The sequence below is a fragment of the Chitinophaga sp. W3I9 genome (assembly GCF_050434025.1).
Taxonomy (GTDB): domain Bacteria; phylum Bacteroidota; class Bacteroidia; order Chitinophagales; family Chitinophagaceae; genus Chitinophaga.
The window spans coordinates 5,482,602-5,501,048 of record NZ_JBNPWC010000001.1 but is presented as its reverse complement, the minus strand read 5'-3'; the positions used below and the strand labels follow the sequence as shown (position 1 = coordinate 5,501,048).

The window sequence follows — 18,447 nt, the reverse complement described above, 5'->3', positions numbered from 1 at the left end:
CAAGATCCGCTAAAATTCAAAAAAATCAGCCTAATCAGCGTAATCAGTGAGAAAGACAAAATCCGCTTACATCTCCCCGAATCATTTAAAATCCAAAGTGATCAAATCCCCCAAATCAATAAAATCAGCGTAATCCTGAGCCAAGACAAAATCCGCGGCAAAACTTCAAATTTGCTATAAATTTACTACGCACTTTGCATCCAGGTGTGTTTATATGAAAGTATTGATTGTAGAAGATAACAAGGAACTGGCCAGCGGTATTTCCGATTACCTCAACGGGGAAAAGTATATCAGCGAACTGGCTTATGATGTGGAAACGGCCCGGGAAAAGCTTTCTCTTTTCACTTACGACTGTATACTGCTGGATATCATGCTGCCTGACGGTAATGGGATGGAATTGCTCAATTTCATCCGGCAGGAGAATATCAGCAGCGGGGTGTTGATCATTTCCGCGAAAGATGCCCTCGACGATAAGGTGAACGGCCTCGAACGGGGTGCGGATGATTATGTAACCAAGCCTTTTCACTTGCCGGAGCTGCATGCCCGCCTGAGAGCTATTTACCGCCGGAAGAAGCTGGATGGCAATAACCTCGTTGTTTTCAACGAAATAGAGCTGAATACCGACACCATGGAAGCCCTGATCAATAACTCCCTCCTGGACGTAACACGCAAGGAATTCGACCTGTTGTTGTATTTTGTGGTCAATAAGAACCGTGTACTGTCACGACAGGCTATCGCCGCTCACCTCTGGGGTGATTACACCGATAACCTGGCTAACTTCGACTTCGTTTACCAGCATGTGAAAAATCTGAGAAAGAAGATCAGCGCCGCAGAAGGAGTAGACTATATAGAAACGGTTTATGGATTAGGGTACAAGTTTAATACATCCAAAACATGAAGCTGCTTAATAAAATAACACTCTGGTTTATAGGGATCGTGTTCCTGGTAACGCCTGTTACCATGGTGATTTCGCGTAATAATATCAAAAGGCACCTCGATGACGCGGAAGTAGCGCGTATGACCGCCGTCAACGACCGGGTGGCCCAGCAGATGATGGCAGGAGAAAAGCCCGACCGCTATACCCATGGCAGGCCCATTGCCATTACCACCGTGGCGGGTCCGCTGCCGGAGAAGAAGGTAATTGTAACAAAAGATAATTTTGTAGCAGAAGATCTTGGAAAGAAAGAATGCCGCATCACGGTAGATTCCTGGTATAAAATCGGGGATCAGCAATATAAAATATCGTCCTATAATTATGTGATCAAATCGGAAGAAATATTCCGGGGTATGCTCAGCACCGTAGTATGGAAAATGCTGTTGATGATCTTTGCGGTATCTGTTACCGCAAGGTTGCTTTCCGGTAAGATCTTTTCCCCGCTGCGCCGCACCATGAAGGCGATTCACAGCTTCGACCTGAAACAAAAGAATAAACTGCAGCTGGCGGAAACCAGCACCACCGAATTTAAAGAGCTGAATGTATTCCTCAGCAAGATGACCGATAAAGCAATGGAAGATTACGCTGCCGTAAAAGAGTTCAGCGAAAATGCTTCGCATGAATTACAAACGCCGCTGGCCGTGATCCGCAGTAAGATAGAACTGTTGTCCGAAACCAACATCGATAGCGTGCAGGCCGCACTGCTTGGGGATATGCAGAATGCCATTGAGAAACTGTCACATATTAACCGCTCCCTCATTTTGCTCACCAAGCTGGAAAACCAGGAGTTTAAAGTAACGGAGAGCCTCAAGTTTTGCCGCGTGGTGAAAGATGTGATTGCTACTTATGAAGACTGGATCACTATGCGTGAAATCGCCATCACCACTAATCTTGATAAAAACATTCCGCTTAATATTCACCCGGCCCTTGCTGAAATGCTTATCAGTAACCTGCTGAGCAATGCCATCCGGCATAACCGCGACGGCGGACAAATAAAAATGGTGCTCACTCACCGTGAGTTAAGCATCAGCAATACCGGCATACCGCCGCAAATCCCCACGTGTGAACTGTTCCAGCGGTTTAAGAAAAGTAACCAAAGCAACGACAGCATCGGGCTCGGACTGGCCATCGTAAAGCAAATCTGCGAGGTGAATGGCTATGATGTGGATTATAATTACAGCGACGGATGGCATAAAATACAGGTGTGTTTTTACAAAAAACAGACAGTAAACAGTGATGCCTTGCCTGTAGCGGCCGCAGTAGCCGTTTAAGTGTCCATCTCACAAAAAAAATCCGTATTTCCCTTTTCCTTCAAGTTTACTTCAAAATGATACAGAAATTTTGCAGTTGAATATCCTTCAGGATATTTCAACCGTAAAATCTATTTATTCATGTGGAGTAAGAAATATTTGCTGTTGGCGCTTGTATCCCTGTTTTCAGGCTACCATTTATATGCACAACAGGCATTTACCTTAAAGCAGGCTATCGACACGGCTATTGCCAACTATGGAACGATCCGTGCCAAAGCCAGCTACACCGCAGCTTCCAGGGAACAGGTGTCCCAGGCACGCCGCGATTACCTGCCTAATTTTAATGTGGCAGCACAACAGGACTATGGTACCGTAAACGGCCAGAACGGCCCGCTGTACGGCTTCGGAGGCTTAGCAGTGGCTTCCTCCGGCTTACCACTCGATCATCAGAACTGGAACGCCTCCTTCGGCGCATTATATCTTACTAATATCAACTGGGATTTCTTTGCTTTCGGCAGGGCAAAGGAAAAAGTTAAAACAGCATTAGCGGCCGCCGCTCAGAACGATAAAGACTGGCAACAGGAGATTTTTAAGCACAAAATAAAAGTGGCGGCCACTTATTTAAACCTTGTAGCAGCGCAGCAATTAACCCGCTCTTACCAGGAAAACCTGGAACGTGCAGATACCATCAGGAGGGTAGTGGTTACCCGCGTGAAAAACGGGCTGATAGCGGGTGTTGATTCCTCCCAGGCCAACGCGGAATACTCCAATGCAAAAATTGCGCTTACCAAAGCGAGGGATTTTGAACAAACACAAAGCAATGAACTGGCACAGCTGCTGGGCATCACGCCGCGGCAATTTATACTGGACACTTCTTATGTAGCCCGCATCCCGGCGCTGCCGCAGCAAACATTTTCCCCGGAAAACCACCCGCTGCTACAGTGGTATAAGAGCAGGATCGCTGTTAGCGATGAACAGGCAAAATATGCTAAAACCTTTTATTACCCGGCGTTTACGCTGGTGGGCGTATTGCAGACAAGAGGTTCGGGCTTCGGCTATGGTTATGCTACCGATCAAACAGACTTCACCCATAGCTACTGGGATGGCATTAAGCCTACCCGTACCAACTACCTGCTGGGCGTGGGCGTAACCTGGAATATTACGCAACCCTTCCGCATTTCGCGGCAGGTGAAGTCGCAACAGCTCATCAGCCAGGGATTACAGGAAGAATACAACCTGGCGGATCAGCAGATCCGCGCACAGCTGGACCTCTCTGATATCAAAATCAAAAATGCTTTAGATAATTACCTGGAATCGCCTGTACAGGTGAAAGCCGCTTCAGATGCCTATCTCCAGAAATCAGTATTGTATAAAAACGGACTGACCAACCTGGTAGATGTAACACAGGCGCTGTATGCACTCATCAGGGCGGAAACAGACAAGGATATTGCATATAGTAACGTATGGCAGGCACTATTGCTGAAAGCCGCCGCAGTAGGTGATTTCAGCATCTTTGAAAATTAGCTTTTCGTTAAACGGACGCCATTGATGGCTTTATTTATCAACACTTCATTACCATGAACTTAATCAGTTTCGCATTAAAAAAACCTATTACCATCCTGGTACTAGTTGCCGGCCTGTTCTTCTTCGGGATTAAAGCAGTCAATACGATTAAGATTGACATCTTCCCGAAGCTGGACATGCCGGTAATTTATGTGTCGCATCCTTTTGGGGGATATACTCCCAAACAAATGGAATCCTTCTTTGCTAAACAATACATCAATATATTCCTGTTTGTAAATGGCGTTAAAAGTATAGAAACAAAAAATATCCAGGGTCTTACGCTGATGAAGATCAACTTTTACCCTGGTACCAACATGGCGCAGGCAGCTGCGGAAGTGAGTGCCTTTTCCAACAGGATACAGGCCATTTTCCCACCTGGTTCCAACCCGCCGTTTATTATCCGTTTCGATGCCTCCACCTTGCCGGTAGGCCAGCTGGTATTGAGCAGTAATAAACGCAGTAATAACGAATTGCTGGATATGGCAAACGTGTATGTGCGTTCTTCCTTTACTTCCATTCCTGGCCTGATAGGTTCCACTCCATTCGGCGGTAATATGCGTACCGTGGTGATCAAGGCCGATCCTGAGCTGCTCCGTCAGCATAATATGACACCGGATCAACTGGTGGAAGCCATGCGGCTTAATAACCAAACGGCTCCTTCCGGTAACGTGCGTATCGGGAATAATAATTACATCACACCGGCTAATACCACGATCCGTAACGTAAAAGATTTTGAAAACATTCCCTTATTTAAGGGAGATGTACAAAATCTTTACCTGAGAGATGTAGCTACGGTAGAAGACGGGGCGGATGTTACCGCAGGTTATGCGCTGGTAAACGGCCGTCGCTCGGTATACCTGAGCATCGCCAAAGGCGCTGATGCCTCTACCTGGGAAGTAGTGCAGAACCTGAAAAAATCATTGCCGAAGATGCAGGCGCAGCTGCCGGAAGATGTGAAGCTGAGCTATGAATTTGACCAGTCGACCTACGTGATCAACTCCGTAAAAAGTTTGCTCACGGAAGGCACCATCGGCGCGATCCTTACGGGCTTAATGGTGTTATTATTCCTGGGTGATCCGCGCGGGGCGATGATTGTGATCCTTACCATTCCTACCTCCATTATTTCAGCTGTGCTTTTCCTGAGCCTGTTCGGGCAAACCATCAATATCATGACGCTGAGCGGATTGGCGCTGGCCATTGGTATCCTGGTAGATGAAAGTACGGTGACCATAGAAAATATACACCAGCACCTGGATATGGGAAAACCCAAAGCGCTGGCTATCTGGGATGCCTGCCAGGAGATTGCTTTCCCGAAATTGCTGATCCTGTTTTGTATCCTTGCGGTATTTGCGCCGGCCTTTACCATGGGCGGTATCCCGGGATCACTGTTCCTGCCGCTGGCTTTGGCTATAGGATTCAGCATGATCATCTCTTATTTCCTGGCACAAACATTTGTGCCTATCATGGCTAACTGGGTGATGAAAGTAAAGCATCATAAGAAAGCAGATGGCGGCGAGATGACAGATGCAGAAGAATTTGCGGCTGCTGGTCTTTCCGGTGAAAAAGATACCTGGGAACAAAAGAAAGTATTGATAGAGCGCGGCGACTTTAACGGCAATGGTAAGCTTAGTCGCTTCGAACGCCTGAGAAACCGCTACCTGCGCTTTATCAAAAGGATGATGCCTTACCGGAAGCCTATTGTGATTGGCTACCTGGTGGTGGTTTGTGGCATCGTTGTATTGCTGCTTGCCAACATTGGCCGTGATGTACTGCCAAAGGTGAATGGCAGCCAGTTCCAGGTGAGGATGAGAGTGCCGGATGGTACCCGTATTGAACGCACGGAACAGCAAACCATCAAATTGCTGGATGGTATTAACCAGATTGTGGGAAAGGAAAATGTGTCCATTACTTCCGCCTACATAGGTATGCACCCGCAGTTGTTTTCCACGGCGCCTATCTTCCTGTGGATGGCGGGCCCGCATGAAGCCGTATTGCAGGTGTCGCTCAGCGAACATTATCATACTAACCTGGATGAGTTAAAGGATAAGATCAGGGAGAAGGCAAAGGTGATTGATCCAACGATAAAACTTTCTTTTGAGCCGATAGAGTTAACGGATAAGATCCTTAGCCAGGGGTCGCCCACGCCGGTGGAAGTGCGGTTTGCGGGCCGCGACCGGAAACTGAGCGAGCAATATGCGCAGAAGCTGATTACTGAATTAAATAAGCTGCCTTATCTCCGCGATGTACAGTTAGGGCAGTCCATTAAATATCCGGCTATCAACGTAAATATAGACCGTATCCGGGCTGCACAGCTGGGAGTAGATATGAACGATATATCCCGTTCCCTGGTGGCTTCTACTTCTTCTTCCAGGTTAACGGAAAAGAATATATGGGTAGATGAAAAAGCCGGTTTAAGTTATAACGTACAGGTGCAGGTGCCGGAAAGTAAGATGAACAGCAAAGAACAGATTGGTGAAATTCCGTTGCTGAGGAATAATTCCCGTCCGTTGCTGAGTGATGTGGCTACTATGTCGGTAGATACCACTTACGGCGAGGTAGATAACCTCGGCGCCATGCCCACACTAACGGTAACGGCTAACCTGAATAATACCGATCTGGGTACGGCAGCAGTGGATGTAAAGAAAGCGATTGCCGGACTGGGTACGCTGCCGCGCGGACTGAATGTAGACCTGATTGGGTTAAGCAATACGCTCACGGACACGCTGGATAGTTTGCAGAGTGGTTTGCTGGTGGCGATTGTGGTGATTTTCCTGATGCTGGCGGCCAACTTCCAGTCGTTCAAAGTATCTGCCGTAGTATTGGCTACTGTGCCGGCAGTGTTGCTGGGATCCCTGGTGTTGCTGATGTTATGCCGTTCTACGCTGAACCTGCAATCTTACATGGGTATGATCATGTCGGTGGGAGTATCTATTTCCAACGCCGTATTGCTGATCACGAATGCAGAGCAGCTGCGGAAGCATAACGGCGATGCGCTGTTATCTGCTACAGAAGCGGCTGCATTGCGCTTACGGCCTATCTTAATGACAGCCCTCGCGATGGTGGTAGGTATGATTCCTATGGCCAGCGGTTTGGGTGAAGCCGGCGATCAGTCGTCCCCATTGGGAAGGGCGGTAGTAGGCGGACTGATAGCGTCCACCTTTGCGGCACTGTTTATTTTGCCCCTGGCGTTTGCATGGGGACAAGGTAAAGCAGGTACACAGAGCGTATCACTGCATCCAAGAGATGAAGAAAGTATTCACTATATCCCATCAGACGAAAAAGCCCTGACCATTATCTAATTCTAATAAAATATACTATATGAACAGCGGTTTCCGTATTACATTTCCTTTATTGTCAGCGATGGTGATCATCGCAGGACTGTACAGTTGCAGTACCTCCGGCGCCAAAGAGGGAAAAGACACATCCGCCATTGCAGCAGCGCCCACTGTTGAAGTTTTCTCCCTGACACAGGGCAGCTTGTCTTCTTCTATACAAATTCCCGGAGAGCTGATTGCTTTCCAGCAGGTAGATCTTTATGCCAAAGTGAGCAGTTTTATTAAAAAGATGAGCGTGGATGTGGGCAGTGAAGTATCTGCCGGTCAGTTGCTGGCCACCATGGAAGCCCCGGAAATCAATTCGCAGCTCTCCGGCGCTGAGTCCAGGTTAAAGTCGCAGGAAGCGATCTATTTGTCCAGCAAAGCCACCTACGACCGCCTGCTGGAAACCAGCAAAACCCCGGGTACCGTGTCACAGAATGACCTGGACCTGGCCTTTGCCCGGCAGAAATCCGACCTGGCCCAGCTCGATGCTGCCAAAGCCGCGCACCGCGAAGTAGGGGATAACCGCAACTACCTCGAGATCCGTGCGCCTTTCAGCGGGGTGATCACTGCGCGTAACGTAAGCGCCGGCGCCTATGTAGGACCTTCCGGAAAAGGTTCTGAAATGCCCATCTTCACCTTACAGGAACAAAAGAAACTCAGATTAGTGGTAAGCGTGCCGGAAGCCTATACCAGTTATCTCACCAACCAGAGCGAAGTGGCTTTTAAAGTACGATCCCTGAACAATAAGGAATTTAAAGGAAAAGTGATCCGCCTCGCCGGTGCGCTGGACCGCAAACTCCGTTCCCAGCATATTGAAATTGACGTAGCCAATAATGATAAAACGTTATTGCCCGGTATGGTGGCAGAAGTAGCCATTCCACTCACCGGTAATGCCAACAATTTCCTGGTGCCTTCCTCTGCCGTCCTCAATTCCACCACCGGTGTATACGTGGTGAAAATACAGGATAAAAAGACGAAATGGGTACCGGTAACTACCGGTCGCAGTGAAAACGGTAAAACCGAAGTGTTTGGAGAGCTGAACGCCGGCGATACCCTGGTGGCTACCGCCACAGAAGAAGTAAGGAACGATGCACCCGCCCCTAATGTAAAAGTTAAGTAGATAGATAGTGGATGAAAGAGAAAAGTCATTCCCGCAAGGGAGTGGCTTTTTTTTGCGCGTATTTTGTCTTGAGCGCTGATTACGCTGATTATGTTGATTTCTTTGATTGATCATTTTTGATTTTAAAAGATTCTGGGAGATACAAGCGGATATTTTCGCTTATATCTCCCAGAATCTTTTAAAATCAAAAAGTGATCAAATCAGCGTAATCAGTGTAATAAGTTTAATCCTGAGAAAGACAACCTCCGCTGAATTTTTCCCGATTGCGTAAATCAAATTCCGTATCCGTCTGCCTCAGCATATCACATGCCCCGAACTTTGCGCCAGCAAATTTTACGGAACCAGACAATGGAGAAAGCTATGATAAGGGAATTTTTAAAGAGAACAGCATGGTGTTTACTGTTCCTGACAACAATTGTATCCGGCACTTTATCCGCCGAGGAAATAGACAACGGCGGCAGTATCAAAGGACTCATCACCACATCAGATAACAAGCCGGCGCCGGGAGTGGTAGTAGTTTTGAAAGGCACTAAGAAAACAACCCTCACAGACGATAACGGTACTTATTTACTTCGCAATATCACCCCGGGAAATTATACTATCCAGGTATCACTCACAGGATATGAAACCAGCAGTCAGCAGGTAACTGTTGAAAAAGATAAAGCGACTACTGTGGATCTTCAGCTGAATATTTCCGAGAAGAACCTGAATGAAGTAGAGGTGACTGCCTCCCGGAACAAGTATACCAAAAGAAGCAGCGAATATGTGGCAAAACTGCCCTTAAAAAATATTGAAAATCCGCAGGTATACAGCGTTATTTCCAGCGAGCTGATCAAAGACCAGGTGGTAACCCGTTATGAGGATGCGCTGAACAATGCGCCCGGTATCAGCAAATTATGGTCCTCCACCGGTCGCGATGGCGATGGCGCCGGTTATTACTCGCTTCGCGGCTTCGCGGTGCAGCCTACGCTGGTAAACGGCCTGCCCGGCTTAACCAATGGCGGCCTGGATGTAGCCAACGTAGAAAGGATTGAAGTAGTGAAAGGCCCTTCCGGTACGTTGTACGGCAGCTCCGTGATTTCTTACGGCGGTTTGATCAACACCGTTACTAAAAAACCTTATGACCACTTCGGCGGAGAAATCAGCTATACCGGCGGCAGCTATGGCCTCAATCGCCTTACCGCTGATATCAATACCCCGCTGGATAAAGATAATAAAGTGTTGTTGCGCGTAACTGGTGCTTATCACGATGAAAACAGTTTCCAGGATGCGGGCTTCGTAAAGAAACGCTTCATTGCGCCGTCGCTTACCTACCGTGCGAGCGACCGCCTTACGCTGATGCTGAATACCGAATTCCTTTCTTCAGAAAGTACCAACCCTACCATGCTGTTCCTCGACCGTGGTACTGCCTTGTTTGCAAAGAACCTGCAGGAGCTGGGCTATGATAACAAACGCTCTTATACCAGCAATAACCTCAGCATTAAAACGCCTACCTCCAGTGTGCAGGCACAGGCGATCTATAAATTATCCGATACCTGGACCTCGCAAACCATTGTGTCAAGAGGAACCGCCAAATCAGACGGATACTATTCCTACCTGTATGAAGGCTCTGCAGCTATGCCGGGCTTCCCCAATATTTCGCCTACTTTTGCCAGGTATATCAGCTACCAAAACGGTAGTACCAACACTACTGATATCCAGCAAAACTTTACGGGCGACTTTAAGATCGGGCAGTTCCGTAACAGACTCGTAGCGGGCCTGGATTATTTCAGCCGTAAAACACAGGGCAACAGTACCGGGTATGTGATGAATGGACTGATAGATATGGCAGGTAACGACAACGGCATCCTTTCAAGGCAGCACACCGACTCACTGCTGAACGCTACCTCAGTGGATAATTCTAACCTTACACAGGAAACATACAGCGCCTATGTGTCGGATGTATTCAACATTCTGCCCAGCTTATCGGTGATGGCCAGTTTGCGGGTAGACCATTTTAAAAATGGGGGTCTTACTGCCGGCACCAATGAGAAATACGAACAAACTGCCCTGTCGCCTAAGTTCGGTATCGTGTACCAGCCTATCCTGAATACATTGTCTGTTTTCGCCAACTATATGAATGGTTTCACCAACAGCGCACCAAGACAACGTCCCAGCGATAATGTATGGCAAACTTTCCGTCCTGAGCAAGCCAATCAAATGGAAGGTGGTGTGAAAGTAAACCTGTTGGGTGGTATGATCACCGGTTCTGTGAGCTACTATGATATTAAAGTGAAAGATATCATTATGCAAATAGGCGGCGGTCCTACAGCGAGCTTTACACAAGGCGGCGAAAGAACCAGCCGCGGCGTGGAAGCAGAGGTAGTGGCTAACCCGGTAGCAGGTTTGAATATCACCGGAGGCTATAGCTACAACGACAGCAAGTTCGTTAAAACAGATAACAAAGATTATGAAGGCAGGCGCCCGGAAGAAGCCGGCCCTAAAAACCTGGCGAACCTCTGGGTTACCTACAAATTCCAGGATGGTCCGGTGAAAGGCTTTGGTGTCGGATTCGGCGGCAACTATGCCAGCGAAAACATGATCCTGAACAGGCTTACCACAGGCGTATTCACGCTGCCATCCTACACCGTGTTAAATGGTTCCCTGTTTTATAACACCAACAAATTTAATGTAGCCTTCAAACTCGATAACATCGGTAATAAAGAATACTACAAAGGCTGGAGCACTATTGAGCCTCAAATGCCCAGACGTTTTTCCGGAAACGTAACGTTTAAGTTCTAAAGCCAATTCTAAATAAGAAAAGGAGAGGGTGTCCGGAAGGGCATCCTCTTTTTTGCGTGGTTACCAGCAAAATTTTCCCGATTGCGTAAACTTTTCCCTTTTCGTCGCCGGACCTTTGCGGAAGTTTTAATCAACCAGTTTAATGTAGATGAACAGATTTCTATTATTTATAGGTACCCTTTTGTGTTCAGCAGCAGCATACGCGCAGAACGGCACCATCCATGGTACGGTAACCACCAGCGACGGCCATCCGGCTATTAATGTTACCATCAGCGTAGAGCGCACCAAACTGGGTAGCATCAGCAACGAAAAAGGTGAATACTCCATCAAAAATATTAAACCGGGTAACTGGACGCTGCGCATCACCTCTGTTGGCTCCGCTACCCAGTTAAAAGAAGTGACTGTAGCCCCCGGACAAACGCAGCAACTGAACTTCACCCTCAACGAAAGCGCTGCCCAGTTGAGCGAAGTAACGGTTTCGTCACGCAACATGAACCGGGAAAGCAGGGCAGTGGCTAAGATGCCGCTCAAAAACCTGGAGAATCCCCAGGTATATAATGCTGTTTCCACCGAGATCATGAAGCAACAAGGCATTACTACCTACGACGATGTAATGCGCAATGTTCCGGGGATCTTCCAAACGTGGCAGTCGACCGGCAGAGCCGGCGACGGCGCTTCCTATTTCGCCCTCCGTGGTTTCGATGCACAGCCATCACTGATCAACGGCCTCCCTGGTCTTACCAGCGGCAACCTTGATCCCGCTGATGTGGAAGAAGTGCAGGTGATGAAAGGCCCTTCCGGTACACTTTTCGGCGGCAGTTTTTATAGTTACGGCGGTATGATCAATACCATCACCAAAAAACCCTACTATGGCTTCGGTGGTGAAGTGGGCTACAGCATCGGCAGCTTCGGCCTCAACAGGGTTACCGCAGACGTAAACACCCTTCTCAGCAAAAAGCAAAAGATCGCCATGCGGCTCAATGCGGCCTATACTTCCGAAAACTCTTTCCAAAACGCTGGCTTCCGGAAAAGCTTCTTTATTGCGCCGTCTTTCTCCTACGAAGTAAATGACCGTCTCTCGTTCCAGGTGATGGCCGAAATACTCCAGGAAAAAAGAGCTGTACCACCGGTGTTCTTTCACTCCGATCGTGCTGCTCCACTCGATTTCAAAAATATCGACGAGCTTAATCTCAACGTGAAGGAATCATTCACCAGCAACGAACTTACTATTAAAAATCCCCGGATAAACTTCCAGGCGCAAATGCTGTATAAGCTTTCCGGCAAATGGACTTCCCAGACCGTTGTTTCCGGTGGCAGGGTACAATCCGACGGTGTGTATACCTATATATGGGACCAGGACCCGGGGGATAAATGGTTTGGCCAGGATTTTCACATTGAAGATCAAACCACGAAAACCATCGATATACAACAAAACTTCAACGGCGATTTCAAGATTGGCGGACTGCGTAACCGCCTGCTGATCGGGGTCGATTACTTCCGCCGCAACGTGGTGGATAAAGGGTCGGGCTGGGCAACCGGCAGGAACGTAAGTCCGCAGGGCGACGTTACCGACTATACAGATCCCTCTAACGAAGAAGTACATCCTGCGGTGCCCCTTACAAAAGATGCGGTATATGCACTGCTCGCAGGCACCGAAGGCAGCAACACGAATGTTACCAACAGCATCTACAGCGCTTATGTATCCGATGTACTGAATATTACGCCGGCGTTCATTGCGATGGTAAGTCTCCGGGCCGACTACTTCGATTCCAAAGGCGATAAAAACGCCACTGAAGATGACGGCTACAGCCAGTTTGCCTTATCGCCTAAGTTAGGATTGGTATACCAGGTGGTACCAGATAAGGTATCCGTTTTCGGTAGCTATATGAACGGCTTCTTCAACGTATCTCCGTCTTCTGTTTATGATACAGATGGAAATTACCAGCGCACGCAATCGTTCAAGCCGGAACATGCCAACCAGTTCGAGTTTGGTGTGAAAACGGACATCTTCACAGATAAATTGTACGCCACGTTATCGGTATATGATATTAAAGTAGGCAACAAAGTGGTGCCCGATAGTAAAAACCCGATGAACTCTACCCAGGGTGGTAAATTCGGCAGCAGGGGATTTGAAATAGATCTGAACGCCCACCCTTTACAACAACTGAACATCATTGCCGGCTACAGCTACAACCACACAAAAGTACTGGAAGGGAATAAGGATGATTTCTACAGTGAGCCAGGCAGAGCACCAGGAGGACAAGGACCACAGAATCTCGCCAACCTATGGGCCACCTACCGGTTTGCCAGCGGAACGCTGAAGAACCTGGGCATCGGCGCCGGAGGCAACTATGCCAGCCGGTACAAAGTGATAGACAACAGCAAAACAGGCGTGTTCTACTTACCAAGTTATGCGCTGCTGAACGCCGGCATCTTTTACAATGCAAAACATTTCAGGGTATCCTTCAACGTGAATAACATCACCAACACAGTTTACTACACGGGCTACTGGTCCGTAAACCCTCAAAAGCCGCGGAACTTCGTGGGCAGTGTTGCCCTCAAATTCTAGGCGGAGATTGTCGCGGAGGTTGTCTGAAGCACTGATTACGCTGATTTTACTGATTTACTTTTTTTGATTTTTATAGGATTTAAAGATAATGGGAGATGAAAGCAAAGTTTGCCTTCTGTCTCCCATTATTTTTTAGTAGAAATCAAAAGTAAAATCAAAAAGTAAAATCAAAAAAAGTAAAATCAGTAAAATCAGCGTAATCAGTGCTTCAGACAACCTCCGCTACAATCTTCGCTACAATCCCCGCTCCGTGGTATTGGTTGGGGGTGTTTTATCTTCGGCTTCTACGAGCCATTGGGTGAATTTGTATTTGGGGAGTATTTCGCTCAGTTTTTTCTTCAGCCACTTGGAAACTATTTCAAAAACAATAAAGCCGATCACGATGGAGATGGTCCATTCCATGGTGTTGTAGGTGTGTTTGTCTACCACCGTTTTATGGGCGGTGAGGCCCCATAAGTTCCGGATGCTGCGGGTGGTGAAATAATGAGATACCAGGCGGGTAGAGGCCATTCCGATCACAAATCCTAAAAAGTTGCCTACGTAATTATTGTAAATGTATTCCAGGAATTTTCTGATAAGCTTAATTTTCATGTAAGGGATCTTTGCCTGCAAACTAATATCAAAATGCGGGTAATATTTCTTTTCTGATAAATATTTTTCCGGAATGTTAAAATGATGCAGTTGCCGCCGGGGTATCTTTGCGAAAATTTTCGCATCCAACCATGAAGAAATTGCTATACTGCCTGATCTTATTACTGCCATTGTACGCATTCTCCAATACAGAAACTGATTTCGGGACTATTAAAGGAATAATTACTACCAGTGATAACCAAACTGCGGCATCGGTAACCGTGGTGATAAAAGGAACTTCAAAGAGTGCTATTACAGGACCAGATGGCACTTTCACCATCCACCGCATACCAGCGGGCGCCTGGCAGCTGGAAATTTCACTGATCGGATACCAGACGCTTACACAAAACGTAACTGTGGAAAAAGGCCGTACAACAGACGTATCGCTGCGGTTGGAATTGTCTGATACACAGCTGCGGGAAATTGTTGTTAATACGAACCGTAACAGGTTTGTTGATAAGAATACGGACCAGGTAGCACGGCTTCCGCTGAAGAACCTGGAAAATCCGCAGGTATACCAAACGGTAGGCAAAGCCCTGATGCAGGAGCAGCTGATCACGGAGCGTACAGACATTTACCGGAATATTCCCGGCGCAGTGCCTAATTTCGCCGTAGGCGGGTCCCAGGGCATGACTATACGTGGTTTTTCCAATGCCACGGGTATGCGGAACGGAATGGTGACCAGTGCGATTGTGCCATTGAACCCGGCTATCCTGGAAAGTGTAGAAGTAATCAAAGGACCTTCCGGTACCTTATTTGGCAGTAACCGGAACATCACCTTCGGCGGTCTTTATAATTACGTCACCAAAAAACCGTACGATCATTTTGGCGGAAACGTGAGCTTTACCGGCGGCAGCTTTGAGTTTGCACGCTTTACCGCTGATATCAACACCCCGTTGAATGACGAGCACACCATGCTGTTCAGGCTCAATGCTGCCGGTCAAACAGAAGGCTCTTTCCAGGACCAGGGATATGCTAAAAATTATACGATTGCGCCGAGTTTCTCTTACCAGGTGAATGACCGGTTGAAGTTCCTGGTAGATGTGGACATCACCAGGGGCAACTTCGCTACCGGCACTTATGCCGTAAACGATTTCAAAAATGTGACTGCCAGGAGTTTTAAAGATCTTAAAATTGGGTATAAGCGGTCGTATATCAATAACGGCGCGGATATCAGTAATGGGATCAATAATATACAAGGCAGGATAGAATACAAAATATCAAGTGCCTGGACTTCCCAAACCAATTACCTGTTTTCTGAAGGCTTCTATAAACATTTTTATTGGACCAACATGACCCTGCTTACCGATTCTACTATGGCGCGCAGCGTCAGGAATCAAAAGCCGGAAACTTTTGGGAACATTCAGCTGCAACAGAATTTCGTGGGCGATTTCAACATCGCGTCGTTGCGGAACCGGCTGGTGATTGGTATCGACTATAACTATAATTATAATAGCCTGAACCGCGTTACGGTCAACTATGACGTTGTTAATATCAATCAGCCTGTGAAAGAACTGAATGCTGGTTTGATTGATGACCTGTCTTATCAGAAAGGATTTTCAGCTACCCGTACCAAATCCAACAGCTACAGCGTGTATGCTTCTGATGTACTCAATATCACCCCGGCGCTGATGGCTATGCTGAGCCTGCGTGTGGACCGGTTTACCACCAGCGGTACTTACACCGTTGCCACGGGTAAATATGCCGGTGATTATAACCAGACTTCCTTGTCGCCCAAGCTGGGTATCGTATACCAGGTCGTAAAAGACAAGGTATCATTGTTTGCCAATTATATGAACGGTTTCGTAAATCTGGCGCCGCTTGTGCAGCCGGACAATACGATCCTGAACCTGAAGCCCCAGAAAGGCGACCAGTGGGAAGGTGGTGTAAAGGTGGAGCTGCTGGACAACAAATTAAGCGGTTCCGCCAGTTATTATAACATTGACGTAACCAATGTTACCCGGACGGAGATCGTGGACGGTAAAACTTTTATGTTCCAGGATGGTACGCAACGCAGCAAGGGATACGAGCTGGAACTGGCGGCCAATCCCGTAACAGGACTGAACATTGTTGCTGGTTATGCCCATAACGAGAACAGGTATACGAAAGCGTCTCCTGCTTTGCAGAATAAGCTGATCGCAGGCAGCCCTAAAGAGGTAGCCAACATCTGGGTAAGTTATCATATGCCTTCTGGAAAGATGAAGGGACTGGGCTTTGGCGCCGGCGGGAATTATGTCAGTGACTCCTGGTTTGAATCCAGTAATACTTTCCTTTTGCCGGGATATACCCTGTTGAGTGCTTCTGTATTTTATGATCAACCGAAATACCGGCTGGCACTGAAAGGCAATAATCTCTTAAATGAAAAGTACTGGGATACCAATGGTATTGCGCAAAAGCCGGTGAACATCCTGGCAAGCGTAACTTTAAAGTTCTAAAAAAAGCAGGTTGCCGGAAGAGATACTTCCGGCAACCTGCATCAATAAATGTACATGATCAGCTGTTAACCGTGCTGATCACGCCTCTGAAAAACCCGGCCGATTCGGCAATGCCCGGCAACGGATCACTCATATCTTTTTCAAACTCCAGGCTGCATACGCCCGCGTAATTGATTTTCTCCAGTGCCGTTACCAGCTTTTTGAAATTAATGGCGCCGCGGCCCAGTTCGATGGCTTTGCCATCTTTGACTGCCGCTGAAATATCTTTAATATGCAGATCGAAGATCCTGTTTTTATAGGCCAGGATGGCTTTGGACGGTTCTTCTCCGGCGCGGGCGGCATGACCTATATCCAGGCAGAGGCCCAGGCGGGCATCCCTGTTTTTAATAAGGTCGTAGGCGTTTTTAGGGCCGGGATAGAGCTTGTCTTCCGGACCGTGATTGTGTACCGCCAGGCGGATATTATATTCTTTGATCTTTTTTTCGGTATAATCCAGCAGTTCGGGATTGGGCACGCCTACAATCAAGGGAACGCCTACACGTTTAGCGTAATCGAATGCTTCATCTACTGCTTTTTCTGTTTTCATATAGATAACGCCTACAGCATATACGTTAATACCAGCCGCAGAAAATTTACCCAGTACTTCCTTTATTTTTTCCGGAGAACTGTTTAAGGGAAGATGAATATCTTTTACAGAGATGTTTTTGATATTCACCCGGTTCATCATGGTGATGGCCTGGTCGAGGTCAAATTTGGCAAAGGTGTAACCCGCCATCCCGATGGGCAGCAACGCTTTTTTTGCAGGGCCGGCAGCCGTGGCGGCAACGGTGAAGGGCGCCATCGTAGTGGCTGCCATGCCGAGCGCTGTCTGAAGCAGGAAATTTCTTCTTGATGACATATGTAGATTGTTTACGTGGTTTTTAGCAAAATGTAGTGGCCCGAAAAATGTGCTCCGGCGGTATCATGGGCTAAGATCTCTAAAAAACTTTGTTTTTTTTAGTGTTTTTTCTGGAAGTGCCTGGTGGATCCCGGCATGTTCAGGCACGTTAATTGCGGCGCCCGAAGCGCACCTAAGCACCTGTTCATGAAGAGATTAGTTTTACTATGGATGGCATTGTTTTACGGCTTAAGCTCCAGCGCCCAGTTCAGCGACTCGGTGCATTACTACGTTAAATACGCTTCTACGGGATCGGTGAATATGACTAACGATGGTAATTCGTACCTGCTCAATAATAACGTAGGCTTTAAGATCAGTAAAAAGAGAATGACCCTGAACATGGGCGCCAGTTATGTGTATGGAAAGCAGGACCACGACATCACCAATAATGACGTTTCTACCGCACTGGATTTTAATATTTACCGGGGAGAAAAGAAGGTGTATTTCTGGGGACTGGCCAACTACGATAAAAGTTATTCCTTAAAGATCAACGATCGCTTCCAGGGCGGCGGCGGGGTAGCTTACGACGTTATTAAACGTAAGAACGCCACGCTCAACCTGAGCGATGGACTCCTGTTTGAAAACAGCGACCTTATTTTGCACGATACGATCCCTGATGTGTATCATACCTTCCGGAATTCCTTCCGGGTGTACTATAAATGGGTGATCAAGGATGTTATTGTGCTGGAAGGTTCCAATTTTTTGCAAAACTCCCTGTCCCACGGCAACGACTATATCATTAAATGCAATAATGCCCTTTCCGTGAAACTCCGTTCCTGGCTGGCCATCACGGCGGCCATGACCTATAATAAGCTAAACCGTACCGACCGTGAAAACCTGTTGATGAATTATGGTCTCACTATAGAGAAATATTTCTAGCCGGGTTTGGTTAAACAGTTCCCGGCAGG

Annotated in this window: 11 protein-coding genes; 9 read left to right on the top strand and 2 right to left on the bottom strand. The window is 47.4% G+C overall.

The genetic code is table 11. The features are described 5' to 3' along the window. Window positions 1-214: 214 nt before the first annotated feature. From QFZ51_RS22210 to QFZ51_RS22180, 7 genes are all read left to right on the top strand, one after another. Window positions 215-898, top strand: coding sequence for a response regulator transcription factor (locus QFZ51_RS22210; protein WP_079473001.1), 684 nt, complete (start codon window positions 215-217; stop codon window positions 896-898). Further along, a complete protein-coding gene (locus tag QFZ51_RS22205; RefSeq protein WP_429048993.1) occupies window positions 895-2,205 on the top strand; it encodes a sensor histidine kinase in 1,311 nt (436 codons plus the stop codon). The genes QFZ51_RS22210 and QFZ51_RS22205 overlap by 4 nt, the downstream gene beginning before the upstream one ends. Window positions 2,206-2,325: 120 nt before the next feature. Then, on the top strand, window positions 2,326-3,708 hold the full coding sequence (locus tag QFZ51_RS22200; protein ID WP_429048990.1) for a TolC family protein: 1,383 nt from the start codon (window positions 2,326-2,328) through the stop codon (window positions 3,706-3,708). Window positions 3,709-3,761: 53 nt separating this feature from the next. Next, the gene (locus QFZ51_RS22195) at window positions 3,762-7,046 is read left to right on the top strand and encodes an efflux RND transporter permease subunit (RefSeq protein WP_429048987.1); all 3,285 of its coding nucleotides are present in this window, start codon (window positions 3,762-3,764) and stop codon (window positions 7,044-7,046) included. A 19-nt stretch (window positions 7,047-7,065) separates the two neighbouring features. Further along, window positions 7,066-8,187: an efflux RND transporter periplasmic adaptor subunit gene (locus QFZ51_RS22190; protein ID WP_370912075.1), complete on the top strand. Its 1,122-nt coding sequence runs from the start codon at window positions 7,066-7,068 to the stop codon at window positions 8,185-8,187. A gap of 348 nt (window positions 8,188-8,535) precedes the next feature. Next, window positions 8,536-10,968: a TonB-dependent siderophore receptor gene (locus QFZ51_RS22185; RefSeq protein ID WP_429048985.1), complete on the top strand. Its 2,433-nt coding sequence runs from the start codon at window positions 8,536-8,538 to the stop codon at window positions 10,966-10,968. A gap of 148 nt (window positions 10,969-11,116) precedes the next feature. Next, window positions 11,117-13,537 (top strand): TonB-dependent siderophore receptor, encoded by a 2,421-nt coding sequence (locus QFZ51_RS22180; protein WP_429048983.1) that lies wholly within the window; start codon window positions 11,117-11,119, stop codon window positions 13,535-13,537. 234 nt (window positions 13,538-13,771) lie between these two features. Here QFZ51_RS22180 and QFZ51_RS22175 read toward each other — a convergent pair whose 3' ends face one another. Then, window positions 13,772-14,128 carry a hypothetical protein gene (locus QFZ51_RS22175; RefSeq protein ID WP_429048981.1) on the bottom strand — a complete coding sequence of 119 codons (357 nt, stop codon included), beginning with the start codon at window positions 14,126-14,128 and terminating at the stop codon, window positions 13,772-13,774. A 131-nt stretch (window positions 14,129-14,259) separates the two neighbouring features. Here QFZ51_RS22175 and QFZ51_RS22170 point away from each other — a divergent pair, with 131 nt between their 5' ends. Then, the gene (locus QFZ51_RS22170) at window positions 14,260-16,602 is read left to right on the top strand and encodes a TonB-dependent siderophore receptor (protein ID WP_429048978.1); all 2,343 of its coding nucleotides are present in this window, start codon (window positions 14,260-14,262) and stop codon (window positions 16,600-16,602) included. A 58-nt stretch (window positions 16,603-16,660) separates the two neighbouring features. On the opposite strand, the gene QFZ51_RS22165 is transcribed toward QFZ51_RS22170, so the two are convergent. Further along, window positions 16,661-17,500 (bottom strand): sugar phosphate isomerase/epimerase family protein, encoded by an 840-nt coding sequence (locus QFZ51_RS22165; RefSeq protein WP_429048975.1) that lies wholly within the window; start codon window positions 17,498-17,500, stop codon window positions 16,661-16,663. A 186-nt stretch (window positions 17,501-17,686) separates the two neighbouring features. Between QFZ51_RS22165 and QFZ51_RS22160 the strand changes: the two genes are divergently transcribed. After that, window positions 17,687-18,418, top strand: coding sequence for a DUF481 domain-containing protein (locus QFZ51_RS22160; RefSeq protein ID WP_370912082.1), 732 nt, complete (start codon window positions 17,687-17,689; stop codon window positions 18,416-18,418). Window positions 18,419-18,447: the final 29 nt, after the last annotated feature.